The sequence below is a fragment of the Pseudomonas sp. NFACC56-3 genome, assembly GCF_900100025.1.
Taxonomy (GTDB): domain Bacteria; phylum Pseudomonadota; class Gammaproteobacteria; order Pseudomonadales; family Pseudomonadaceae; genus Aquipseudomonas; species Aquipseudomonas fluorescens_AA.
On sequence record NZ_FMTK01000023.1, the window covers coordinates 66,374 to 90,134 of the forward strand.

25 protein-coding genes and 1 pseudogene are annotated in these 23,761 nt (G+C 60.8%); 14 read left to right on the forward strand and 12 right to left on the reverse strand.

The window, feature by feature from the left end; all coding sequences use genetic code 11:
• Window positions 1–42: 42 nt before the first annotated feature.
• On the reverse strand, window positions 43–444 hold the full coding sequence (locus BLO80_RS24375) for a winged helix-turn-helix transcriptional regulator (protein ID WP_092331579.1): 402 nt from the start codon (window positions 442–444) through the stop codon (window positions 43–45).
• A 104-nt stretch (window positions 445–548) separates the two neighbouring features.
• On the opposite strand from BLO80_RS24375, the gene BLO80_RS24380 reads away from it, so the two are divergent.
• Window positions 549–1,577, forward strand: coding sequence for an SDR family oxidoreductase (locus BLO80_RS24380; protein WP_092331690.1), 1,029 nt, complete (start codon window positions 549–551; stop codon window positions 1,575–1,577).
• A 147-nt stretch (window positions 1,578–1,724) separates the two neighbouring features.
• Window positions 1,725–1,997 (forward strand): annotated as a pseudogene (locus BLO80_RS30385) (conjugal transfer protein TrbE); the annotation flags it as partial.
• 303 nt (window positions 1,998–2,300) lie between these two features.
• Here the strand turns inward: BLO80_RS30385 and BLO80_RS24395 are convergent.
• Window positions 2,301–2,627, reverse strand: coding sequence for a hypothetical protein (locus BLO80_RS24395; RefSeq protein WP_092331577.1), 327 nt, complete (start codon window positions 2,625–2,627; stop codon window positions 2,301–2,303).
• Between the two features lie 212 nt (window positions 2,628–2,839).
• Window positions 2,840–3,751, reverse strand: a complete 912-nt coding sequence (locus tag BLO80_RS24400) for a LysR family transcriptional regulator (RefSeq protein WP_092331574.1) — start codon at window positions 3,749–3,751, stop codon at window positions 2,840–2,842.
• Window positions 3,752–3,852: 101 nt separating this feature from the next.
• On the opposite strand from BLO80_RS24400, the gene BLO80_RS24405 reads away from it, so the two are divergent.
• Together BLO80_RS24405 and BLO80_RS24410 are read left to right on the forward strand one after the other, a co-directional pair.
• Window positions 3,853–4,179: a nuclear transport factor 2 family protein gene (locus BLO80_RS24405; RefSeq protein ID WP_092331572.1), complete on the forward strand. Its 327-nt coding sequence runs from the start codon at window positions 3,853–3,855 to the stop codon at window positions 4,177–4,179.
• Window positions 4,176–4,958, forward strand: coding sequence for an SDR family oxidoreductase (locus tag BLO80_RS24410; protein ID WP_092331569.1), 783 nt, complete (start codon window positions 4,176–4,178; stop codon window positions 4,956–4,958). Before BLO80_RS24405 ends, BLO80_RS24410 begins: the two co-directional genes overlap by 4 nt.
• A 142-nt stretch (window positions 4,959–5,100) precedes the next feature.
• Here BLO80_RS24410 and BLO80_RS24415 read toward each other — a convergent pair whose 3' ends face one another.
• Complete coding sequence (locus tag BLO80_RS24415) at window positions 5,101–5,712, reverse strand: TetR/AcrR family transcriptional regulator (protein ID WP_092202335.1); 612 nt, start codon at window positions 5,710–5,712, stop codon at window positions 5,101–5,103.
• A gap of 104 nt (window positions 5,713–5,816) precedes the next feature.
• Here BLO80_RS24415 and BLO80_RS24420 point away from each other — a divergent pair, with 104 nt between their 5' ends.
• From BLO80_RS24420 to tadA, 4 genes are all read left to right on the forward strand, one after another.
• A complete protein-coding gene (locus tag BLO80_RS24420) occupies window positions 5,817–6,731 on the forward strand; it encodes an SDR family oxidoreductase (RefSeq protein WP_092331567.1) in 915 nt (304 codons plus the stop codon).
• A 115-nt stretch (window positions 6,732–6,846) separates the two neighbouring features.
• A complete protein-coding gene (locus BLO80_RS24425; protein WP_092331564.1) occupies window positions 6,847–7,239 on the forward strand; it encodes a DUF6632 domain-containing protein in 393 nt (130 codons plus the stop codon).
• Window positions 7,240–7,436: 197 nt separating this feature from the next.
• A complete protein-coding gene (locus BLO80_RS24430) occupies window positions 7,437–8,813 on the forward strand; it encodes a multicopper oxidase family protein (protein ID WP_072408147.1) in 1,377 nt (458 codons plus the stop codon).
• On the forward strand, window positions 8,813–9,310 hold the full coding sequence (tadA, locus tag BLO80_RS24435; protein WP_092331562.1) for a tRNA adenosine(34) deaminase TadA: 498 nt from the start codon (window positions 8,813–8,815) through the stop codon (window positions 9,308–9,310). The genes BLO80_RS24430 and tadA overlap by 1 nt, the downstream gene beginning before the upstream one ends.
• 124 nt (window positions 9,311–9,434) lie before the next feature.
• Here tadA and cmoB read toward each other — a convergent pair whose 3' ends face one another.
• The 8 genes from cmoB to BLO80_RS24480 form a co-directional block, all read right to left on the reverse strand.
• A complete protein-coding gene (gene cmoB, locus BLO80_RS24440) occupies window positions 9,435–10,391 on the reverse strand; it encodes a tRNA 5-methoxyuridine(34)/uridine 5-oxyacetic acid(34) synthase CmoB (RefSeq protein ID WP_092331559.1) in 957 nt (318 codons plus the stop codon).
• Window positions 10,388–11,131, reverse strand: coding sequence for a carboxy-S-adenosyl-L-methionine synthase CmoA (cmoA, locus tag BLO80_RS24445; protein ID WP_092253852.1), 744 nt, complete (start codon window positions 11,129–11,131; stop codon window positions 10,388–10,390). Before cmoA ends, cmoB begins: the two co-directional genes overlap by 4 nt.
• Before the next feature lie 152 nt (window positions 11,132–11,283).
• On the reverse strand, window positions 11,284–11,919 hold the full coding sequence (locus BLO80_RS24450) for a lysoplasmalogenase (protein ID WP_092331556.1): 636 nt from the start codon (window positions 11,917–11,919) through the stop codon (window positions 11,284–11,286).
• A gap of 2 nt (window positions 11,920–11,921) precedes the next feature.
• The gene (locus BLO80_RS24455) at window positions 11,922–12,314 is read right to left on the reverse strand and encodes a protease inhibitor I42 family protein (protein WP_092202323.1); all 393 of its coding nucleotides are present in this window, start codon (window positions 12,312–12,314) and stop codon (window positions 11,922–11,924) included.
• 214 nt (window positions 12,315–12,528) lie between these two features.
• On the reverse strand, window positions 12,529–14,943 hold the full coding sequence (gene lon / locus BLO80_RS24460) for an endopeptidase La (RefSeq protein ID WP_092331554.1): 2,415 nt from the start codon (window positions 14,941–14,943) through the stop codon (window positions 12,529–12,531).
• Between the two features lie 208 nt (window positions 14,944–15,151).
• On the reverse strand, window positions 15,152–16,465 hold the full coding sequence (locus tag BLO80_RS24465; protein WP_092331551.1) for an MFS transporter: 1,314 nt from the start codon (window positions 16,463–16,465) through the stop codon (window positions 15,152–15,154).
• Between the two features lie 406 nt (window positions 16,466–16,871).
• Complete coding sequence (locus tag BLO80_RS24475; protein WP_092331546.1) at window positions 16,872–18,113, reverse strand: transporter associated domain-containing protein; 1,242 nt, start codon at window positions 18,111–18,113, stop codon at window positions 16,872–16,874.
• A 12-nt stretch (window positions 18,114–18,125) separates the two neighbouring features.
• Window positions 18,126–18,938 (reverse strand): cytochrome C assembly family protein, encoded by an 813-nt coding sequence (locus BLO80_RS24480; RefSeq protein WP_092202315.1) that lies wholly within the window; start codon window positions 18,936–18,938, stop codon window positions 18,126–18,128.
• Window positions 18,939–19,133: 195 nt separating this feature from the next.
• On the opposite strand from BLO80_RS24480, the gene ffh reads away from it, so the two are divergent.
• From ffh to xerD, 6 genes are all read left to right on the forward strand, one after another.
• Entirely contained in the window at window positions 19,134–20,510 is a 1,377-nt protein-coding gene (ffh, locus tag BLO80_RS24485) for a signal recognition particle protein (protein ID WP_092331543.1), read from the forward strand.
• A 251-nt stretch (window positions 20,511–20,761) separates the two neighbouring features.
• Complete coding sequence (gene rpsP, locus BLO80_RS24490; RefSeq protein ID WP_003198088.1) at window positions 20,762–21,013, forward strand: 30S ribosomal protein S16; 252 nt, start codon at window positions 20,762–20,764, stop codon at window positions 21,011–21,013.
• A 5-nt stretch (window positions 21,014–21,018) separates the two neighbouring features.
• Window positions 21,019–21,555: a ribosome maturation factor RimM gene (gene rimM, locus BLO80_RS24495; RefSeq protein WP_058544503.1), complete on the forward strand. Its 537-nt coding sequence runs from the start codon at window positions 21,019–21,021 to the stop codon at window positions 21,553–21,555.
• Complete coding sequence (trmD, locus tag BLO80_RS24500) at window positions 21,537–22,310, forward strand: tRNA (guanosine(37)-N1)-methyltransferase TrmD (protein ID WP_170845966.1); 774 nt, start codon at window positions 21,537–21,539, stop codon at window positions 22,308–22,310. Before rimM ends, trmD begins: the two co-directional genes overlap by 19 nt.
• A gap of 45 nt (window positions 22,311–22,355) precedes the next feature.
• Window positions 22,356–22,706, forward strand: coding sequence for a 50S ribosomal protein L19 (gene rplS / locus BLO80_RS24505; protein WP_003175895.1), 351 nt, complete (start codon window positions 22,356–22,358; stop codon window positions 22,704–22,706).
• A 132-nt stretch (window positions 22,707–22,838) separates the two neighbouring features.
• The gene (gene xerD / locus BLO80_RS24510; protein ID WP_092202311.1) at window positions 22,839–23,735 is read left to right on the forward strand and encodes a site-specific tyrosine recombinase XerD; all 897 of its coding nucleotides are present in this window, start codon (window positions 22,839–22,841) and stop codon (window positions 23,733–23,735) included.
• Window positions 23,736–23,761: the final 26 nt, after the last annotated feature.

A 23,761-nucleotide genomic window follows, 5' to 3' on the forward strand; every position in this document is an offset into this window, starting at 1 on the left:
ATACGTTGTTGATTGCCATGCGATCGCACCTCTGGTTATCAATTAGCCCTCGCTTTCTACATCTTCGCTCAACAGCGAATCGTACTTGAGCGACCACTCCAACATCTTTTGAAATATGGGTACCAAGTCGATTCCGGCTTGGGAGAGTTCATACTCGACTCTCGGGGGAATCTCTGCATAAGCCCGGCGTATCACTATTCCGTTGGAGGCAAGCTCCTTCAATTGCTCCGTGAGCATGTGCTGCGTTACGCCAGGAAGCGATCGCCTCAGTACGCCGAATCTCATTGGCCCCTCGATCAGCATGCAGACGATTTCGATTTTCCACTTGCCAGTGATTGCACGGATGGCTCTCTGAAATCGAAGGATGTCAACGTCGCTCGGCCCGACGCAGCCATCACAGTCCTCGCTTTTGTAGGTTCTCGGTAGCACAGACTGGATGTTCATTTTTTTTCCCCTCGGTCTGAAATTTCATACTAGGTAAGAAAAACCATCCTACTTGTCGAATCGGATGTTAGCCCGCAACATCATGCCGTAACGGAGATTTGATGATGAGTAAAATTCTTGTGACAGGGGGCTCCGGCTTCCTCGGCAGCCATTGCATCCTCAAGCTGTTGGATGCTGGGCATAGCGTCAGGGCGACCGTGCGCTCGCAGGAGAAGGTGAAGGAAACGCAAAAGATGCTTACGTCTGCCGGCGCCATATCGGCGAACGACGTTGAGTTCGTTCGGGCCGACCTGACGAGCGACGATGGTTGGCAAGCGGCGATGAAGGGCTGTGAATACGTATTGCATGTCGCTTCGCCGTTTCCGTCCGCGGTTCCGAAAGACGAAAACGAGATCATTCATCCCGCCCGAGACGGTACGCTGCGAGTCCTGCGTGCTGCGCGAGACGCGGGAGTCAAGCGCGTGGTCGTCACTTCATCGTTTGCCGCCGTGGGTTATGGCGGTAAACCGAAGTCCGGGGGCACGTACACCGAATTGGATTGGACTGATTCAGCGCTTCCCAATCCCCCCTACATTCGTTCCAAGGCTATAGCGGAGCGTGCCGCATGGGACTTTATTAGTTCGGAAGGCGGCAGTTTGGAATTGGCTGTCGTTAATCCAGTCGGCATCTTCGGGCCAGTGTTGGGTGCGGACTACTCTACGTCCATCGCCATCGTGAAAGGCATGCTTGAGGGGGCCATGCCCGGCTTACCAGATGTCTATTTCGGCGTCGTGGATGTCCGCGACGTGGCCGATCTGCACTTGAGGGCGATGGAGAAACCCGAAGCGAAGGGGGAGCGCTTCGTTGCCGTCGCAGGTCCTTTGATGTCTATGGCGGGGATCGCTTCCATCCTGCGGAGCCGCTTGGGCGAAGCTGCGACGAAAGTTCCGACGAAGAAATTGCCGAGTTGGCAAATTCGCTTGGCTGCGCTGTTCAGTAACAACGCTCGTCAGATGGTTCCTAACCTGGGCAAGAAGCGTGACTCTACGAGCGAGAAGGCACATCGGGTACTTGAATGGAATCCGAGGCCAAATGATGAAGTCATCGTATCGACGGCAGAGAGCTTGATACTTCACGGTCTAGTGGCTCGTTGAGAAGGAGCTGTGTCATGTCTCGCGCTCCCCGAAAAAAATTCTCATCATCGGCGCAAGTTCAGGTATCGGTTTTGAGATGGCTCGTCAGTTCGCAGCGAAAGGGCATGATCTGGCTCTTTGCGCCCGCCGACTAGACAAATTCGAACAACGTGCGCCAGCCGCACCTTCCTCCCGAACCCGCAGGCCACCGAGCCGCAGATTCGCACGATCTACGAAGGCTTCGGCCTCACCAGCCGACAGATCGAGATCGTCGCCACCGCGCAGCCCAAGCGCGACTACTACTACCAATCCCGCGCAGGCAATCGCCTGTTCGACCTCGACCTGGGGCCGGTCGCGCTCGCGTTCGCGGGCGCTTCGACACCCCAAGACCAGCGCGCCATCGATCGCGTGCTGAACGACGCCGGAGCACCGGGCTTCGCCTTGGCAGGCTAGGGCGTGGTATCAAATCTCATGACAAGCCCGGTTTCGTTGGGTTTTATCATTGTGCGCGAGTGCTTTTCTAAGCATGGTATTTTTTACATGGAATCCGATTGATTGCCATGCTGACCGATACCAAGGCTATCTGGCGAACAGCACACTAGTCTAATCAAAATCAAAAAATTCAAGTTATGAAAACTCATAACTCGAAATCACTTCTCTCTAGGAAGCCAAGAGCAACTCTATATAAGTAGTAGAACTCAACTAAATATTCAAGAAGCTCTTGGTATACAGTGTCTTTAAACATCAACCCCCGAATGGGGTGGCACTAACGGGTGACTGACCTTTTTTAGAACAGGATGGTGGGTTGGTCATGCCAAACGTCAAGAGATTCCCGCCGTTGATAATGCAATTAAACTGTTGATTATCTTTGGACTTCAACGCGGCGAACGTATTGGTTCCTTCCGTCCGGCGGCTTACCAGAGTCAGCTCTTCAGGAGAATACCCGAGGGCCCCGCCAGCCTGGGATTTTATTTGGTCATCAGTGAGTACATTAGTTTTGCTAGCAATGACATTACATCCAGCTAATGCCACCAAAACAGAAACCGCTGCAACAAATTTTAATTTTGTCATGGTTTTCTCATTTTTTTAGGGTGAGTTAGAATTCTGTCAGCAGTTTAGAATTAAGCCTCGCATAGAAGCCATAGTGTAAATGTGCTATGGCCAAATCGGGGAACTTACCCTTTAAAAGCGGAAATGCGCATGCTGCTGCCATCTCTATTTGTGCTGGAAGCCATAGCCCACTCCATGGTGTTTGCCGACGCTATGGCGACCCTTCCTAAGGCCTAGCGCCGATCGAACGGTTTTCGATCCAGGAGACAGTCGATGAACGCCCCGAGGAGGGCTGGTCGATGCTGGCGGCTCGGATAGTAGAGGAACAGCCCCGGGCGTGAAATCGACCAGTCCGGCAGGACCTGGACCAGCCGTCCCTGGGCCAAGAGCTCGCCCACGCCATCTCGCTCGAAGTGATAGGCAATGCCGAGCCCGTTCAGCGCAGCAGCAATGCCGATGTCGGCATGATTGGTGACTACGGGGCCGTCCACCGCCACTTCGAGTCGCTGCCCTCGTTTCTTGAACTCCCAGCGATAGTGCCTGCCGTCCATCTGGAGCCGCCAGTTGATGCATGTATGGTTATGCAAATCGGCAGGAGACTTGGGGGTTCCTTTACGCGCGATATAGTCCGGGGAGGCCACGGCCACCATGTCCAGGTCCGGCGTGAGGCGGACGGCAACCATGTCTTTCTCGAGTTGCCCACCCACGCGGATGCCGGCATCAAAGCGGCCAGAGACAATATCGGCGAGCGCGTCGTCGACCACGATGTCGAGAACCACGTCAGGGTGTGCTTGATGAAAGCGTGAAAGCCGGGGCGCGATGATGGTTCGCGCTGCGATCCCCAGCGTGTTGATGCGAAGCGTGCCGCTCATCTGTCCTGTCGCCTCACTGGCTTGGGCGACTGCAGCAGCCATCTCCCGAAACAACGGCGCTATGCGCCTGTAGAGCCGTTCGCCACTGGCCGATGGCGCGACGCTTCGAGTTGTGCGATTCAGAAGGCGAGCGCCGATGCGGCCTTCGAGCTGCCGGATGGTCTGGCTGAGTGCTGACGGCGATAGGCCCAAATGCTCGGCAGCTCGGGCAAAGCTCTGGCGTTCCACGACGGCTACGAAGGCCTTCAGCTCAGCGAAATCGGATCCGCGCATTCTGTATCATTTCCTAAATAGCCTATAAAGATTCTAGTATATTCACTGAATTCACGTTGACGCGCATCCTGAGGCCTTCGCTGACCCCATGGAGCCAAAACTTGAACACCTTGACCCTTCCTGAGCCTATTGCCGCGTACTTCGCGGCCGAACACGACTCCGACGCCTTGGCGCATTGCTTCACCGCGCAAGCTGTCATGAAGGACGACGGTCGTACCTACACGGGCATCGACGCCATCAAGGCCTTTATGGCCGAGGCATCGGCCAAGTACAGCGCGATAAGCGTGCCGTTCGCCATTGAAAAAGAGGACGGCTTTCAAGTTGTCCGCGCCAACGTCACCGGCAACTTCCCTGGCAGCCCGATCGTTATGTCCTACCGCTTTCGCCTTGAACGCGGCCTGATTGCATCGCTGGAGATCACGGCATGAGCTTCGACCTTCATCTGAATGGCCTGCGGACATTGGTCACCGGCGGCACGCTGGGCCTTGGCGCTGCCGTCGTGAAAACCCTTGTGGAGGCCGGCGCTCGGGTGGCGACATCCGCGCGCACCCTGCCAGCGGAGCCGGTGGAGGGCGTCAACTACGTGGCGGCCGATCTGTCGACGGCGCAAGGTACGAATCACCTTGCTCAGACCCTCCTGCAGGACTGGGGCGGCGTCGATATCCTGATCAACGTGCTCGGCGGTTCGAAGACTCCCGGTGGCGGTTTCGCCGCGATCAGTGATGAGCACTGGTTCGCCGAGCTGAACCTGAACTTGATGCCTGCCGTACGCCTGGATCGTGCGTTGCTGCCAGCGATGCTGGCTCAGGGCTCCGGCGTCATCATCCACGTCAGCTCCATCCAGCGTGTGCTGCCTTTGCCCGAGTCCACCACCGCCTACGCCGCAGCCAAGGGGGCCCTCACGACCTACAGCAAGTCTCTGGCGAGAGAGGTGACGCCGAAGGGCGTTCGCGTGCTGAGCGTTGCGCCGGGCTGGATTGAGACCGAGGCTTCCGTAGCGTTTGCGCAGCGGATGGCGGCAGACGCCGGAACGGATTACGAGGGCGGCAAGAAAATCATCATGGATTGGCTGGGAGGAATTCCAGTGGGCCGACCGGCCACACCACAAGAGGTGGCCGATTTGATCGCTTTCCTGGCGTCCCCTCGGTCCGCTTCGATCGCAGGGGCCGAGTATCGGATCGACGGCGGCACTGTTCCGACGCTTTAGCCAACAGCCGCGATCGGCTGAACACGGGCCCCGTGACCTCGCAGCATGGCCTCGGCGCGTGCCGAGGCTTCTCCCGAACCGGACGCGGCAGTTCTGCCGCGTCCGGTATCAATGTCCACCCGCAAACGCCCCGTCGCTACAGTCAAAGCTCTGTTTTCAAACTGTCAAAGGCGTCCTGCAGGAATTTGGCCACCGGCTTTCGCTGGCCGGTCTGATCCCGCCACGCCTGGAGCGCGAGCCTCATCGCACCGACGGACACCACAGCCACCATCCGAAGGGCCAACCGCCGCTCAGGCTGCCGCCAGACCTCACACAGCGTGTTGAACAGCGCTTGTTCCTGTTGCGCGTAGTACGCCTGCTTGCGCGCAAGAAGCGATTCGCTCGAACGCATGAGATTGTCCACGGCTGTCATCTGCTCGGTCGTGTAGCGCGCGATGTGCTTGACCATCACATCGCGAACGGCATCGAGTGGCGGTACGTCGGGCGATGTCTTCAGCAGATCGGCAATCAGCCTGGCCGAATCGGCGTCCTGCCAGAACAAGATGATGTCGTCCTTCGATTTGAAGTACGAGAAAAACGTGCGGCGCGAGATACCCGCCGCTGCCGCGATGGTGTCTAGCGTTGTGCCTTCGTAACCGTTGGCGAGGAACAAGCGCTGGCCGGCCTCGGCGATGCGCTGGCGTGTTTCGCGGCGCTTGCTTTCCCGCAAGCCTTCTGTGGGTGCCGCATCTGCGGGAGGGAAGGATTCTGACATTCCGATGGCCTATTGCATTTCTGCACTAAGTGCAGCAGAGTTAGCACTGAGTGCATATTTATGTGCACCTAGTGTATATTCCAACTTCTCGGCAGGCAAGGATCATGACCCACTGGACAGTTTCCGACATCCCTTCCCAACGCGGCCGTACGGCGGTCGTCACCGGTACTGGCGGCCTTGGCTTGCAAGACGCGCTGGCGCTGGCCCGTGCCGGTGCGAATGTCATCATCGCCGGTCGAAATCCGTCGAAAGGCGCCGCAGCAGTCGATCAGATTCGCCAAAGGGTTCCCGGCGCGAATGTGACTTTCGGGGCACTGGACCTCGCCAGCCTCGAATCCATCGAGTCGTTCGGCGAGCGTCTGCGGAGTTCGCGCGACAGCCTGGACTTGCTGATCAACAACGCGGCAGTGATGGCGCCGCCGAAGCGTGAGGTGACTTGCGACGGATTCGAGTTGCAGTTCGGCACGAATTACCTGGGGCACTTCGCCTTGACTGCCCAACTGCTGCCGCTGCTGCGCAAAGGCAACAAGCCACGGGTGGTCAGTCTTTCAAGCGTCGCCGCCCGAAGCGGCACGATCGACTTCGATGATCTGCAAGCTCAGCGCAGCTACAAGCCGATGCCGGTTTACAGCCAATCGAAACTCGCTTGCCTGATGTTCGCCCTTGAATTGCAACGCCGCAGCAATGCTGCGGGCTGGGGCATCCAGAGCATCGCTGCCCATCCTGGCATTTCGCGCACCGATCTGTTGCCCAATGGCGCCGGCGCACGGAGCGTTCCGGGCATGGCTCGTCGTTACATGTGGTTCCTGTTCCAGCCGGCGGCGCAGGGGGCGTTGCCGACCCTCTTCGCCGCGACGTCACCGCAGGCACAAGGCGGTGCCTATTACGGCCCGGACAGGCTCGGCGAAACACGCGGCTATCCGGCCATTGCCAAGGTTCCTGCGCAAGCACTGGACACGAGTGCTGCTGCGAGGCTGTGGATTGAGTCGCAAGGGCTTACGGAAGCGGTCTTTCGGTAAACCAACCATGTACAAATACGTTGTCGTCGAACGGTCTGTACTGGGTCGGTGAGGCTAGATGCGTTCTATACTCTTGGCACCCATTGCGGCGAAAGGTCGCAATAAGGAGCCTGCCATGAATGACACTCAGAAACTGGCCGCCTTGCGCATCGTTTTGATCGTCGTCGGTCTGATCGCCATTTTCGCGATCTGGCCGCTGATGATCCTGTGGCCGTCCGGCTGGGCGTGGCACAGCGGCCATTCCCAGTATCCGCTGATGATCGTCGGCATTTACGCGACACTCGGTGTGTTCCTGCTGATGGCGTCGCGCGATCCGATGAAACATTTGAGCCTGATCTGGTTCACCGTGTGGTCGAGCGTCGTGCACGGCGCGATCATGGCCGTGCAGTCCTTCGGCGTCGAGATGGACGGGACAAGCCACGTCGGCCATCTGGTGGGCGATGTGCCCGCGTTGTTCATCGTTGCCGCGGCGTTGGCCTTCTTCACGCCGCGGCGCAGCAATACGTAACCCGCGAGTGGACTGACTTCTGCCGAAAAGGCCTGCTTGGATGTGCACGAAATAATGCCCTGTGGATAACTTCCCCAAGGCATTTTCATTTTGTTTTTTTCATTTTCGCTGGCCTTACTGTTTCTCATCTGCGGGTGTATCGTATTCGCCTTTTGCGGGCCCAACGGTTCGCGCGGATTCAATAGGTGGTTGCGTTCATGTCCTTTACCCGTCGCCAAATACTCGGTGGCCTGGCTGGTCTTGTTGTCGTTGGTGTGGGGGCAGGCGGTGCGTCGCGGTACTGGCTGGGCAAGCGGGCCGACGCCGAAGCCGGTCACGACTATGAACTGATCGCGGCGCCCCTGGACGTGGAACTGGTGGCCGGGCACAAGACCCAGGCCTGGGCGTTCGGCCCTTCGGCACCGGGCACCGAGCTGCGGGTGCGGCAGGGCGAGTGGTTGCGGGTGCGCTTCATCAATCACCTGCCGGTCGCCACCACCATTCATTGGCATGGCATCCGTTTGCCGCTGGAGATGGACGGCGTGCCGTATGTCTCGCAGCTGCCGGTGCTGCCGGGCGAGTACTTCGATTACAAATTCCGCGTGCCGGACGCTGGCAGCTATTGGTATCACCCCCACGTCAACAGCAGCGAAGAGCTCGGGCGTGGGCTGGTGGGACCGTTGATCATCGAAGAGCGTGAGCCGACCGGCTTCAAGTACGAACAGACCCTGAGCCTCAAGAGCTGGCATGTGGATGAGCAGGGCGAGTTCGTCGCGTTCAGCATTCCCCGCGAGGCGGCCCGTGGCGGCACGGCCGGGCGGCTGGCGACCATCAACGGTGTGCCGCAGGCGGTGATCGACCTACCGGCCGGGCAGATCACCCGGGTGCGTTTGCTCAACCTCGACAACACCCTGACTTACCGTATCAACATCCCAGGGGTTGAAGCGCAGATCTATGCGCTGGACGGCAACCCCATCGAACCGCGCCCGCTGGGCAAGGAATACTGGCTGGGCCCGGGCATGCGCATTTGCCTGGCGATCAAGGCGCCGCCGGCCGGCGAGGAACTGTCGTTGCGCAATGGCCCGGTGCGCCTGGGCACCTTGCGTTCGGTGCCCAACAGTGACGCCCCGACCCAGTGGCCACCGGCGCTGCCAGCCAACCCGGTGTCCGAGCCGGACCTGGCCAATGCCGAGAAACTCAACTTCAATTTCGAATGGGTCGGCTCGGTGTCGGTCAACGTCGACAACGGCAAGCCGCCGAGCCTGTGGCAGATCAATGGCAAGGCCTGGGACATCACCGACAAGACCTGCGCCGACCGGCCGATCGCCACGCTGAAGAAAGGCCAGAGCTACATTTTCGAATTGAAGAACATGACTCAGTACCAGCACCCGATCCACTTGCATGGCATGAGCTTCAAGGTGATCGCGTCGAACCGGCACAAGGTCGTGCCGTATTTCACTGACACTTACTTACTGGGCAAGAACGAACGGGCGCAGGTGGCGCTGGTGGCGGATAATCCAGGGGTGTGGATGTTCCACTGCCATGTGATCGACCACATGGAAACCGGCCTGATGGCCGCCATCGAGGTGGCGTGATGCGCCAGATTCGTCCCGCCAAAATCATCGACCGTAGCCGCGACCAGGACTTCATGCGCGAAGCCCTGGCCCTCGCCGCCCAAGGCGCCGCCCTGGGGGAAGTGCCGGTGGGTGCGGTGCTGGTGCAGGACGGTGAGATCATCGGGCGCGGCTTCAACTGCCCGATCAGCGGCCACGATCCCAGCGCCCATGCGGAAATGGTCGCCATCCGCGCTGCCGCCCAGGCGGTGAACAACTATCGCCTGCCCGGCAGCACCCTGTATGTGACGCTGGAGCCGTGCAGTATGTGCGCCGGCCTCATCGTCCACTCGCGCATCGCCCGGGTCGTCTACGGCGCCCTGGAGCCCAAGGCTGGCATCGTGCAGAGCCAGGGGCAGTTTTTCAGCCAGGGCTTCCTGAACCATCGGGTGCTGTTCGAGGGCGGGGTGTTGGCCGAGGAGTGCAGCACGGTGCTGAGTGAGTTCTTCAAGGCCCGAAGAGCCAAAGCCCCGGACTAAACATCGAGCCCTTGTGGGAGCGAGCTTGCTCGCGATAGCGGTGGGTCGGTCAACATTTGTCTTAACTGACCGTCCGTCATCGCGAGCAAGCTCGCTCCCACAGGGGTTGTGGTGTGTGGGCTAATTATTTACGCGCCACAATCACCGCCCGCATCGGCGCCGGCAGCCCTTCGATGGTTTTGCTGTGGTCGGCGGGGTCGAGGAAATCACTCAATGACTGATACTTCATCCACTCGGTGCTGCGCTGTTCCTCCACGGTTGTCAGGCTCACGTCCACGCAACGCACGTCCCTGAACCCCGCGCGGCGCAGCCAGCGTTCCAGGGCTGGGACCGACGGCAGGAACCACACGTTGCGCATCTGCGCGTAGCGGTCCTCTGGCACCAGCACTTGGTGCTCATCACCCTCGATCACCAGGGTTTCCAGCACCAGTTCGCCGCCCTTGACCAGGCAATCCTTCAGGGCGAGCAAGTGTTCGATCGGCGAGCGGCGATGGTAGAACACGCCCATGGAAAACACCGTGTCGAAGCCTTCCAGTTCCGCTGGCAGGGCCTCGAAGGGGAACGGTAAATGCCAGGCGTTGGGCTGCGACAGGTAGCGCTGTACCGCCTGGAACTGGCAGAAGAACAGCCAGTTGGGGTCGACGCCGATCACCGTGTCCGCCCCGGCACCGAGCATGCGCCACATGTAGTAACCGTTGCCGCAGCCCACATCGAGGATGCGCTTGCCCGCAAGATCCAGGTGCGGAGCCACCCGCGACCACTTCCAGTCCGAGCGCCATTCGGTGTCCACGTGCACGCCGAACAGGTTGAAAGGCCCTTTGCGCCAGGGTGACAGGCCCATCAACGCGGTACGCATTTGCCCACGGGTTTCGTCGGAACAATCGGTGTCGAGCGTCAGGCCATTCAGCAGGTCGACGGTGGTGGGTTGCAAAACCGGCAATGCATCGAGGGCGCTTTGCCAGCGTTCCAGATCGCCATGGCCCTTCTCCATTTTGCTGTCGAGTTGCGCCTGCAGCGTTGCGGCCCAATCGGCCAGGGGCGTGCCGGCCAGATGGCGGGCGAGGGGGGACAAATCGATCATGGCAGGGCGATCAACGAGGCGAAGTTAAGACACTGGAACCACGGCACGACTTTCGAGAACCCGGCCGCCAAGAGGCGCTCGCGGTGTTCTTCGAGGCTGTCGGGCTTCATGACGTTTTCGATGGCGCTGCGTTTCTGGGCAATCTCCAGCTCGCTGTAGCCGTTGGCGCGCTTGAACGCCACGTGCAGGTCGGTGAGCAGGGCGTGTTCCTCTGCATCGTTGAAACGCAATTTTTCCGACAGGATCAGGGCCCCACCCGGCAGCAGGGACTGGCGGATGCGGCTCAACAGTGCGGTGCGCTGGTCCGGCGCGATGAATTGCAGGGTGAAATTCAGTGCCACCACCGAGGCTGGCTGGAACGTCAGGGCGAGGATATCGCCTTCGATCACTTCCACCGGCAGCAGCTCCTGGAACATCGAGTCCTGGCCGTTGAGGTATTCACGGCAGCGCTCGACCATGGCCGTCGAGTTATCCACCGCGATCACCCGGCAACCGTCGGTGCGCACATGGCGGCGCAGGGCCTGGGTCACCGCGCCCAGGGACGAGCCGAGGTCGTAGAGCACGCTGCCCGGCTGGGCGAATTGCGCGGCGAGCACGCCGAGGTTTTCGACGATGGTCGGGTAACCCGGCACCGAACGCTTGATCATGTCCGGAAACACCCGCACCACGTCCTCGTTGAAGGCGAAGTCCGGCACTTGGGCCAGGGGTTGGGCGAATAGGCGATCAGGGTCTTTGCTCACGGCGGTTCCAGCGGCATGGGTGGTGAAAAGGCCGGCATTTTAACCAAAAAACCAGTGGGAGCGAGCTTGCTCGCGATGGCGATGGTTCAGCCGGTCATAATGTTGACTGACAGACCGCTATCGCGAGCAAGCTCGCTCCCACATTGTTTGGCTCAGTGGGGCTTTCTGGCGAACGCCGACGCGGTAATGCCCCATTGGCCCAGCCAATAACTGACGATGATCAGGTAAGGCGCGGCATGGAAGGGTTGCACGAACCGGTTGATGCCGATGAGGCTGTCGGAAAACACAAACGCCAGCGCCCCGGCGGCGGCCAGCCACGCCGAACGCTTGGGCACGTCGGTGCCCAGTCGTGCCAACGCCCGCCAGAGCATGGCGCTGATAACCAGGCCGTAGATCACCACCGGCACCAGCAACGGCCCGAGACCGCTCGCCACCAGGATTGCCAGGAGCACCGCGCCGATGCCCAAGGCCATGGCCAAGGGCAGCAGCGCCGGTCGGCGGCAGTCGCTGAGGTAGGCTTTCAGGTAGGCCAGGTGCGCCAGCAGAAACGCACCAAGGCCGAACACGAACAGGTCCCCCGGCCAGGCCAGCAACACATCGCCCGCCAGCGAAAAAATCAGCCCGAGGCTGATCCAGCGCCGATATTCGCTGGGCGGCGCATCGTGCAGCCAGCCGAGCAGGGCCAGCACCGGCATGGGCTTGACCAGCAGGCACAGCAGCGTGGCATGCATGGCCAGGCCGTACAGGTAGGTGGCCGCACCCATCAGTGCGAGGATCAGCCAACCCACAGTCAGTTCACCGCGATAGCGCAGTCAAAAGTTTCCACGGGCGGTACTTCCGGTGCCCAAGGCTGTTGATAAGTCAGGCGCAAGCGCCCGGTGCCGGCGCTGAACGCCTGGAAGCGCCAGGTCGAGACACCCGCGGCGCCAACGATGCCGGCGTCTTCCGGGTTGCGATAAACCTCCGGCCCCAAGCCCTTCAACACGCCACCGGCCGAATCCTGGATCGCCCAGCGATAACCGGTGCTGGGGTTGCTGGGCAGGCTCAGGATCAGGTTCTGTCCGTTATTGAGCCTTACGGGGCACTGGCTCAGTTTTTCCACGGTCACGTTGTTGCTGGTTTGCGTGGCGCAGGCGCTCAGCAGGGCGAGGCTGAGGGGGACGAGCAGGCGAGTGGGGGACATAAGGGCAACGGCTCCGGCATTCACGACGAACGGCGAGCATAACCGAAGATGCTACTGGGTGTGTCAGGTGGGCATGTGTTGTTGCTGATGGCGCCATCGCGAGCAAGCTCGCTCCCACAGGGGATTTGTGGTGTTCACAGCATTTGTGATCCACACCAAACCCTGTGGGAGCGAGCTTGCTCGCGATCAGGCCGGCACAGCCGCTACAAAACCCTCAGAACAACACCTTCGCCACATCCGCAAACCGCTTGGCAAAGTGCACCGTCACCCCTTCCTTGAGGTAGTCCGGCAATTCTTCGAAGTTGCCCCGGTTGGCTTCCGGCAGGATCAGTTCGTTGATTTTCTGCCGGCGCGCCGCGATGACCTTCTCGCGTACGCCGCCAATCGGCAGGACGTGCCCGGTGAGGGTCAGTTCGCCGGTCATGGCCACGCCTTTTTTCGGCGGCTGGTTGCGGGCCAGGGACAGCAGGGCACTGGCCATGGTCACGCCGGCGCTCGGGCCGTCCTTGGGGGTGGCGCCTTCCGGTACGTGCAGGTGGACGAAGGCCTCGTCAAAGAACTTCGGATCGCCGCCGAATTGCTTCAGGTGCGAACTGACGTAGCTGTGGGCGATCTCCGCCGACTCCTTCATCACCTCTCCCAGTTGCCCGGTCAGCTTGAAGCCGCGATTGAGGGTGTGGATGCGCGTCGCTTCGATCGGCAAGGTCGCGCCGCCCATGCTGGTCCAGGCCAGGCCGGTAATCACGCCGATGCCGGACAACACCTGCTCGTTGCGGAACACCGGTTTGCCCAGGGAGGCCTCGAGGTCCTTCGGCCCGAGCTTGATCACCGCTTTCGGGTCGTCGATCAGCTTCATCACCGCCTTGCGCACCAGTTTGCCCAGTTGTTTCTCCAGCTGTCGCACCCCGGCCTCACGGGCGTAACCGTCGATCAGGGCCTTGAGGGCACTGTCGTTGATGCTCAGGCTGCCCTTGGACACACCGGCCTTGGCCAGTTGCTTGGGCCACAGGTGGCGCTTGGCGATGGCGACTTTTTCTTCGGTGATGTAGCCCGACAGGCGGATCACTTCCATGCGGTCCAGCAGCGGGCCGGGGATCGAGTCCAGGGTATTGGCGGTGCACACGAAGAGCACCTTGGACAGGTCCATGCGCAAATCCAGGTAATGATCGAGAAACTCGACGTTCTGCTCCGGATCGAGGGTCTCCAGCAAGGCCGAGGCCGGGTCGCCCTGGTAGCTTTGGCCCATCTTGTCGATTTCGTCGAGCATGATCACCGGGTTCATCACTTCGACATCCTTGAGCGCCTGCACCAGCTTGCCCGGCTGGGCACCGATGTAGGTGCGTCGATGGCCCTTGATCTCGGCTTCATCACGCATGCCGCCGACGCTGAAGCGATAGAACGGCCGGCCCAGGGATTCGGCGATGGACTTGCCGACGCTGGTCTTGCCCACGCCCGGCGGGCCCACCAGCAGCACGATGGAACCGCTGATCTCGCCTTTGTAGGCGCCGACGGCGAGGAATTCGAGGATGCGGTCCTTGATGTCGTCCAGGCCGGCGTGGTGCTGGTCGAGCACCTTGCGCGCATGCTTGAGGTCGAGTTTGTCCTGGCCATACACGCCCCACGGCACCGAAGTCGCCCAATCCAGGTAATTGCGGGTGACGGCGTATTCCGGCGAGCCGGTTTCCAGGATGGAGAGTTTGTTCATCTCCTCTTCGATACGCTTCTGCGCCTGGGCCGACAGCACTTTGCCTTCCAGTCGCTGTTCGAATTGTTCGATGTCGGCGCTGCGGTCGTCCTTGGTCAGCCCCAGTTCCTGCTGGATGACCTTGAGTTGCTCCTTGAGGAAGAACTGGCGCTGGTGTTCGCCGATCTTGTTGTTGACCTCGGCGGAAATTTCTTTCTGCAGCCGCGCCACTTCGACTTCCTTGCGCAGCATCGGCAGCACTTTTTCCATGCGCTTGAGCATGGGCACGCAGTCGAGCACTTCCTGCAGCTCATTGCCGGTGGCGGAGGTGAGCGCGGCGGCGAAGTCGGTCAGCGGCGAAGGGTCGTTGGGGCTGAAGCGGTTGAGGTAGTTCTTCAGCTCTTCGCTGTACAGCGGATTGAGCGGCAGCAGTTCCTTGATCGCGTTGATCAGCGCCATCCCGTAGGCCTTGACCTCGTCGGTTGGCTCGCTCGGCTGGTGCGGGTATTCGACTTCCACCAGGTACGGTGGGCGATGGTGCTTGAGCCAGGTGCGGATGCGCACGCGGGTCAGGCCCTGGGCGACGAATTGCAGCTTGCCGCCTTCCCGGCTGGCGTGATGGACCTTCACCAGGGTGCCGTACAGCGGCAGTTTCGAGGTGTCGAAATGGCGCGGGTCTTCCTGGGGCGTGTCCATGAAGAACAGGGCCAGGGAATGGTGATCGGACTTGGCCACCAGTTCCAGGGTCTCGGCCCACGGTTCTTCGTTGACGATGACCGGCAACACCTGGGCCGGGAAGAAGGGGCGATTGTGGATGGGGATGATGTAGACCTTGTCCGGCAGGTTCTGGCCGGGCAGCGCCAGGCCGGTGCCGGAGGACGTATGTTCGATGTGTTCGGAATCAGCGTAGTCGTTAGTGGCTTCAGTAGAGTGCTGGTCGCTCATGGGGCACCTGCGCAATGGGGTATGGGTCTTAGATGGGGCAGGTGGGGGGTGGTTTCAATGGTGGGCGATTGTTAATGGTTATTTCATTGGCCGGTTTACCCCGTAGGAGCTGCCGAGCGAAGCGAGGCTGCGATCTTTCCTCTGACGCTTGAGTCTCAAGTGAAAGATCAAAAGATCGCAGCCTGCGGCAGCGCCTACGAGAGGCGTGTCAGGCGACCCGGTTCAAGTCGTTGTGGCGCGTTTCCTTCAGGCACAGCACGGCGATGACGCTGAGCAGCGCGGCCGCTGAAACATAGCCTCCGACATAGCTCAAGCCGCCCATCGCCACCAGTTTCTGGGCGAAGAACGGTGCGGCCGAGGCGCCGACGATACCGCCGAGGTTGTAGGCCGCCGAGGCGCCGGTATAGCGCACGTGGGTCGGAAACAGTTCCGGCAGCAAGGCGCCCATGGGGGCGAAGGTCACCCCCATCAGGAACAGCTCGATGCACAGGAACAGCGCCACGCCGCCGGTCGAGCCGTGGGTCAGCAACGGTTCCATGAGGAAACCCGAGGCAACCGCCAGCAAGCCACCGATGATCAAGATCGGTTTGCGCCCGTAGCGGTCGCTGGCCCAGGCGGACAACGGCGTAGCGGCGGCCATGAACAGTACGGCGAAGCACAGCAGGCCCAGGAAGGTCTCGCGGCTGTAGCCGAGGGTGGACACGCCGTAGCTCAGGGAAAATACCGTCGAGATGTAGAACAGCGCGTAACACACCACCATCGCCGCCGCGCCCAGCAAGGTCGGCGCCCAGTATTGGCTGAACAGTTCGACCAATGGCACCTTGACCCGCTCCTGGCGGGCCATGGCATTGGCGAACACCGGGGTTTCATGGAGCTTGAGCCGCACGTAGAGGCCGACGATCACCAGCACGGCACTGAGCAGGAACGGAATCCGCCAGCCCCAGGCGCGGAACTGCTCGTCATCCAGGCTCATGGCCAGGGTCAGGAACAGGCCGTTGGCCGCCAGGAAGCCGATGGAGGGCCCCAGTTGGGGGAACATGCCGAACCAGGCGCGCTTGCCCTTTGGCGCGTTCTCGGTGGCCAGCAGCGCCGCTCCGCCCCATTCACCCCCAAGCCCCAGGCCCTGGCCGAACCGCAGCAGGCACAGCAGGATCGGCGCCCAGGCGCCAATGCTGGCATAGCCGGGCAGCACGCCAATGAGTGTGGTGCACACGCCCATCAGCAGCAGGGAGGCCACCAGCGTCGACTTGCGGCCGATCCGGTCGCCGAAATGGCCGAACAGCGCAGAACCCAGCGGACGGGCGAGGAAGGCGATGCCGAACGTCAGGAAGGACGACAGCATCTGTGCCGTGCCTGAGGTTTGCGGGAAGAACACCGGCCCGATCACCAGGGCCGCCGCCGTGGCATAGACGTAGAAGTCGTAGAACTCGATGGCAGTGCCGATGAAGCTCGCGGTCGCCACGCGAGTGGCCGAGTTGGTCGGCTGGGCAGGCACAGCCTCGTTGCAGGTAGCGGTCGTCATGCGGTTATCCCTGACAGTCATGTGCTCCGTTGGAGCGAATTATTATGGTCGAACACCCAGGGATGTGGGCGGGTATCCTGTCGCTGTTTCGGGTAGGAACAGTCCCAGGGTTGATGCGGATTTTGCCGATGGTCTGGCCGGAACCGACCGGGCGCGGGGTAGGCACGGGGTTCGGGCGGAGCTGGGTAAGCGGGTTGAGTATAGGAAGGGGGCTAATGAATCAACAAGAGAGTCCGCACACATTAGTGGCGCTTGCGCAGAACCCGTGGCGAGGGAGCTTGCTCCCGCTGGGCTGCGAAGCGGCCCCAAACCAGGCAGTGCGATGTATTGGTCGGGATGGGGTCGCTGCTTTTTTGGGTTTGCTTCGCAACCCAGCGGGAGCAAGCTCCCTCGCCACAGAGGGGGGTTAGAGTGCCGTGGGCACCGAACTGTTATGCCACGCCAGCACCTGGCTGACGCGGTTGTCCACGGTCTCGATGATTTCCAGCCGATAACGCCCGATTTTCAGGCAGACCGGGCTTTCGGGGATGGTTTCCAGGGCTTCGGTCACCAGCCCGTTGAGGGTCTTGGGACCGTCGCAAGGCAGATGCCAGCCCAGGGTCCTGTTCAATTCGCGGATCGACGCCGCGCCATCGATCATCAGGCGGCCATCGGGCTGAGGATGGACGTGGGGGTTGTCGAGGCTGTGCTGGCTCTCGAATTCGCCGACGATTTCTTCGAGGATGTCTTCCAGGGTGACGATGCCCAGTACTTCGCCGTATTCGTCCACCACCATGCCCAGGCGCCGCTGCTGCTTGTGGAAATTCAGCAGTTGCAGCTGCAAGGGTGTGCTTTCGGGCACGAAGTAGGGTTCATGGGAGGCGGCCAGCAGCGCTTCCTTGGTCAGGCTCGCGTCCGCCAGCAGGTGACGGATCTGGCGGGTGTTGAGCACCGCTTCGACCTGGTTGATATCGCTGTGGAACACCGGCAGGCGCGTCCGTCGGTTCGGGCGCAACTGTTCGATGATCTCGCCGATGGGGTCGTCGAGGTTGATCCCATCGACCTCGCTGCGGGGCACGAGGATATCGTTGACGGTGATGTTGTCCAGGGCGTGGATGCCGGAAATCGGATGCAGCCGGCCACCGCCTTGCTCTGACTCCTGCTCGCTGCGCGGTGGCGCGGGCATTTCGTCGTCGCTCTGCTGCACCATGCCGGGCTTGCGGGCAAATGGACGCAGCAACAACTGGCTGGTGCCATTCAACAGCCAGGCAAAGGGATAGAGGATCTTCAACGGTATGCCCAGCAAGGTATTACCCAGTGCCAGCACCGCGTCGGGCTGGCGGCTGGCCAGGGTACGCGGCAGGTAGTCGGCGAACACCAGCAGGGCGGCGCTGGTGCCGAGCCAGGCGACCCAGGGACCGTCTTCCAGCCAGGTAAAAATCGCCAGCAAGGTGCCGATGACCACGGCCAGGGCGCGACAGAGGGTATTGCACAGGATCAGGCTGGGCAGCGGGAAGGCCAGTGTCGCCAGTGGTTTGTCACTGGCGCGCGAAGGCGTGCGTTGGGCCAGCAGGTGTTGCTGGGCGGCTTCGATAGCCGTGAACAGGGCCGACCAGAGGATCAGCACCACCAGCACGGCGAACAACGGCGCTACGGGCAACGTATCCATCAGGGCCGTCCGTCAGATATGCAGGATGTATTCACGGACCAGCTTGCTGCCGAAGTACGCCAGCATCAGCAGGCAGAAACCGGCCAGGGTCCAGCGAATCGCTTTGTGCCCACGCCAGCCGAGGCGGTTGCGGCCCCACAGCAGCACGCTGAAGACCACCCACGCCAGGCAGGCCAGCAGGGTCTTGTGCACCAGGTGCTGGGCGAACAGGTTCTCGACGAACAACCAGCCGGAGATCAATGACAGCGACAGCAGACTCCAGCCGGCCCAGAGGAAACCGAACAACAGGCTTTCCATGGTTTGCAGCGGCGGGAAGTTGCGGATCAGCCCGGAGGGGTGCTTGTTCTTGAGCTGGTGATCCTGCACCAGCAGCAACAGGGCCTGGAACACGGCGATGGTGAACAGGCCGTAGGCGAGGATCGACAACAGGATGTGGGCGAGGATGCCCGGCTCTTCGTCGATGATCTGCACGGTGCCCGACGGCGCGAACTGCGCCAGCAACACCGTGGCCAGCCCCAGTGGGAACAGCAGCACCAGCAGGTTTTCCACCGGGATGCGCGAGCAGGCCAGCAACGTCAGGGCGATCACGGCGACGGCGATCAGGCTGGCGGCGTTGAAGAAATCCAGGCCCAGGCCGATCGGCGTCATCAGGTGGGTATAAAGGCTGGCCGCGTGGCCGAGCACCGCCAGCACGCCAAGCGTGACCAGCAGGCGTTTGTTCGCCTTGGCACCGGTGGCCAGGCGGGTGCCTTGATAGAAGGTCGCAGCGGCATAAAGACAAGCGGCGGCGAGGGTGGCAAGCAAGCTGGGTGACAAGGGGAGCATAAATCCTGTTAGGCAAGCCCGAAAGGCGCTGAGTTTGGCATAGAACCCCCTCCACACGAAAGACCACAGCAGGTGTACGCCGCACGCTTCTTCGCTATAATCCGCGACCTGCCCACGCCGCAGGCTCGCCGAGCACATTTTTCACGGTCTGGGCCGCCATTATCCCGGTCTCATCTGGGCCTGAAAGGATCGCGCATGTTTGAAAACCTAACCGACCGTCTCTCGCAGACGCTGCGCCATGTCACCGGCAAGGCGAAACTGACCGAAGACAACATCAAAGACACCCTGCGCGAAGTGCGCATGGCGTTGCTCGAAGCCGACGTCGCCCTGCCGGTGGTCAAGGACTTCGTCAATTCGGTCAAGGAACGCGCCGTCGGCACCGAAGTGTCCCGCAGCCTGACGCCGGGCCAGGCGTTCGTGAAGATCGTCCAGGCCGAGCTCGAAAGCCTGATGGGCGTCGCCAACGAAGACCTGAACCTCGCCGCCGTACCGCCAGCGGTGGTGCTGATGGCCGGTCTGCAGGGCGCGGGCAAGACCACGACCGCCGGCAAGCTGGCGCGCTTCCTTAAAGAGCGCAAGAAGAAGTCGGTGATGGTGGTGTCGGCGGACATCTACCGTCCGGCGGCGATCAAGCAGCTGGAAACCCTGGCCAACGACATCGGCGTAACGTTTTTCCCGTCCGACCTGAGCCAGAAGCCGGTGGACATCGCCCAGGCCGCTATTAAGGAAGCGAAGCTCAAGTTCATCGACGTGGTCATCGTCGATACCGCCGGTCGCCTGCACATCGATGAAGAGATGATGGGCGAGATCAAGGCGCTGCATGCCGCGATCAATCCGGTGGAAACCCTGTTCGTGGTCGATGCCATGACCGGCCAGGATGCGGCCAACACCGCCAAGGCGTTCGGTGATGCACTGCCGCTGACCGGCGTGATCCTGACCAAGGTCGACGGTGACGCCCGTGGCGGTGCCGCGCTGTCGGTACGTGCCATCACGGGCAAGCCGATCAAGTTCATCGGCATGGGCGAGAAGAGCGAAGCGCTCGAGCCGTTCCACCCCGAGCGTATCGCCTCGCGCATCCTCGGCATGGGCGACGTGCTCAGCCTGATCGAGCAGGCCGAGCAGACCCTCGACAAGGACAAGGCCGACAAGCTGGCCAAGAAGCTGAAGAAGGGCAAGGGCTTCGACCTCGAAGACTTCCGCGACCAGCTGCAACAAATGAAGAACATGGGCGGCCTTGGCGGCCTCATGGACAAACTGCCGAACATCGGTGGCGTGAACCTGGCGCAGATGGGCAATGCCCAGGGCGCGGCTGAAAAGCAGTTCAAGCAGATGGAAGCCATCATCAACTCCATGACCCCGGCCGAGCGCCGCGACCCTGAGCTGATCAGCGGTTCGCGCAAGCGCCGCATCGCCATGGGTTCCGGCACCCAGGTGCAGGACATCGGTCGCTTGATCAAGCAACACAAGCAGATGCAGAAGATGATGAAGAAATTCTCCGCCAAGGGCGGGATGGCCAAGATGATGCGCGGCATGGGCGGTATGTTGCCCGGCGGCGGCATGCCGAAAATGTAAAGAATCTGCGCCGGCTGTCATGCCGGCGTTGCCTCGCACGGATGCGGGGATCTCCAGCAAACCCGTGCTATGCGGGAGCTGACCTGCCGTTTTTCATGACGGCTCTATGGCAAATCTTGATCGCATGGCGCATGGCGCCGGAAAAAGACATTTGCAAAAGTCCGGATATTCCTTAGAATATGCGGCCTTTCGGGCACCTATGCCCGCTGTGCATTTAGATTTGCAGCACCGACTACAGGAACGATGTTCACATGCTAACAATCCGTCTTGCCCTTGGCGGCTCCAAAAAGCGCCCGTTTTACCACCTGACCGTAACCGACAGCCGCAACCCGCGTGACGGTTCCCACAAGGAGCAGGTTGGTTTCTTCAACCCTGTTGCCCGTGGTCAGGAAGTTCGTCTGTCCGTGAACCAAGAGCGCGTAGCCTACTGGCTGAGCGTTGGTGCACAACCTTCTGAGCGCGTTGCTCAGTTGTTGAAGGAATCGGCTAAGGCTGCGGCCTGAGCAATATGAACGCGACGCCAAAAGATGCTGATGATTTGATCGTTGTCGGCAAGATCTATTCTGTACATGGCGTTCGCGGCGAAGTGAAGGTGTATTCCTTTACTGATCCGATCAAGAACCTGTTGGACTACAAAACCTGGACGCTCAAGCGCGAAGGTAGCGTGAAACAGGTGGAGCTGGTCAGCGGACGCGGGAACGACAAGTTCCTGGTCGCGAAGCTCAAGGGTCTCGATGATCGTGAAGAAGCGCGTCTTCTGGCCGGTTATGAGATCTGCGTGCCGCGCAACCTGTTCCCTGAACTGACCGACGGCGAGTACTACTGGTACCAGCTGGTGGGTCTGAAGGTCATCGACCACCTCGGGCAATTGCTCGGGAAAATCGATCACCTGCTCGAGACCGGTTCGAACGATGTCATGGTGGTCAAGCCTTGCGTCGGCAGCCTGGATGATCGCGAACGCCTGTTGCCCTATACCGAGCAATGCGTGTTGGCCGTCGACCTTGCCGCAGGCGAGATGAAGGTGGAATGGGATGCGGATTTCTAAACGTGGCTAATTTGCGCGTTGAAGTCATCACGTTGTTTCCCGAGATGTTTTCCGCCATCAGCGAGTACGGCATAACCAGCCGCGCGGTGAAACAGGAGCTGTTGCAGCTCACCTGTTGGAATCCGCGAGACTACACCACGGATCGGCATCACACTGTGGACGATCGCCCGTTTGGCGGTGGTCCGGGCATGGTGATGAAGATCAAGCCCCTGGAAGATGCGCTGGTTCAGGCCAGGACGGCAGCCGGGGAGGGTGCGAAGGTGATCTACCTGTCGCCCCAAGGCCGCCAGCTGACTCAGTCGGCGGTGCGCGAGCTGGCGAATTCGGATGCATTGATCCTGATTGCCGGCCGTTATGAAGGCATTGACGAGCGTTTCATTGAAGCTCATGTCGATGAAGAGTGGTCGATTGGCGACTATGTACTGTCTGGCGGCGAGCTGCCGGCGATGGTCCTGATCGATGCGGTTACACGACTGCTGCCTGGAGCTTTAGGGCATGCAGATTCCGCTGAGGAAGATTCCTTTACGGATGGTCTGCTGGATTGCCCGCACTACACCCGACCGGAGGTGTATGCGGATCAGCGTGTTCCCGACGTGTTGCTAAGTGGCAACCACGCGCACATCCGGCGTTGGCGTTTGCAGCAGTCCCTTGGTCGGACCTACGAACGACGCGCCGATCTTCTGGAAAGCCGCTCGCTTTCTGGAGAAGAGAAGAAGCTGCTCGAGGAATACATCCGCGAGCGGGACGATAGTTAACAACGTATCGATGGTGAGTCCGACGACTCGCCTTAGGAGCACAGCATGACTAACAAAATCATCCTTGCACTCGAAGCAGAGCAGATGACCAAAGAAATCCCTACCTTTGCCCCAGGCGACACCATTGTCGTTCAGGTGAAAGTGAAGGAAGGCGACCGTTCCCGTCTGCAAGCGTTCGAAGGCGTCGTTATCGCCAAGCGTAATCGTGGCGTGAACAGTGCATTCACCGTTCGTAAAATCTCCAACGGTGTTGGCGTAGAGCGTACTTTCCAGACCTACAGCCCGCAAATCGACAGCATGGCTGTCAAGCGTCGCGGTGACGTACGTAAAGCCAAGCTGTACTACCTGCGTGACCTGTCGGGTAAAGCAGCTCGCATCAAGGAAAAACTGGCTTAAGTCCAGCTTCCGATGCAAAAAAAGCAGCCTGCGGGCTGCTTTTTTGTTGCCTGCGATTTGCGCTTTGAGCACCCTGCATGGCTTCATTTTCCATTTCGATGCCGTGTGTGCCCGCATCCTTCAAGAGTTCTTATGCCAGCCATCGATCATCCGCTGATAGACCAGTTTCTCGACGCCCTGTGGCTGGAGAAGGGCCTGTCCGATAACACCCGCGATGCCTACCGCAGCGACCTGGCGTTGTTCAACGGCTGGTTGCAGGAAAATCACCTGGAACTGGTCAATGCCGGCCGCGAGTTGATCCTCGATCACTTGGCGTGGCGCCTGGAGCAGAACTACAAACCCCGCTCGACCGCGCGGTTTCTCTCCGGTCTGCGTGGGTTTTATCGCTATTTGCTGCGGGAAAAGCTGATCGCGGTAGACCCGACCTTGCGCGTGGAAATGCCGCAACTGGGGCGTCCGCTGCCCAAGTCCCTGTCGGAAGCCGATGTGGAAGCGCTGCTGGCGGCACCTGATCTCAGCGAGGCCATCGGTCAGCGCGACCGGGCCATGCTGGAAGTCCTGTATGCCTGTGGCTTGCGCGTTACCGAGTTGATCAGCTTGACGCTGGAACAGGTCAACCTGCGTCAGGGCGTGCTGCGGGTGATGGGCAAGGGCAGCAAGGAGCGCCTGGTGCCGATGGGCGAGGAAGCGATTGTCTGGGTCGAGCGTTATATGCGCGATGCCCGTCATGAATTGCTGGGCGGGCGCCCCAGCGATGTGCTGTTCCCCAGCTTGCGCGGCGAGCAGATGACTCGCCAGACGTTCTGGCACCGCATCAAGCACCAGGCCAAGGTGGCCGGGATCAATAAATCCCTCTCGCCCCACACCTTGCGCCATGCCTTCGCCACACACCTGCTCAATCACGGTGCCGACTTGCGGGTGGTGCAGATGCTGCTGGGCCATAGCGACCTGTCCACCACCCAGATCTATACCCACGTCGCCCGGGCACGGTTGCAGGACTTGCATGCCAAACACCACCCTCGTGGCTGACATCTGCCGCGATGTTGTCAATGCTG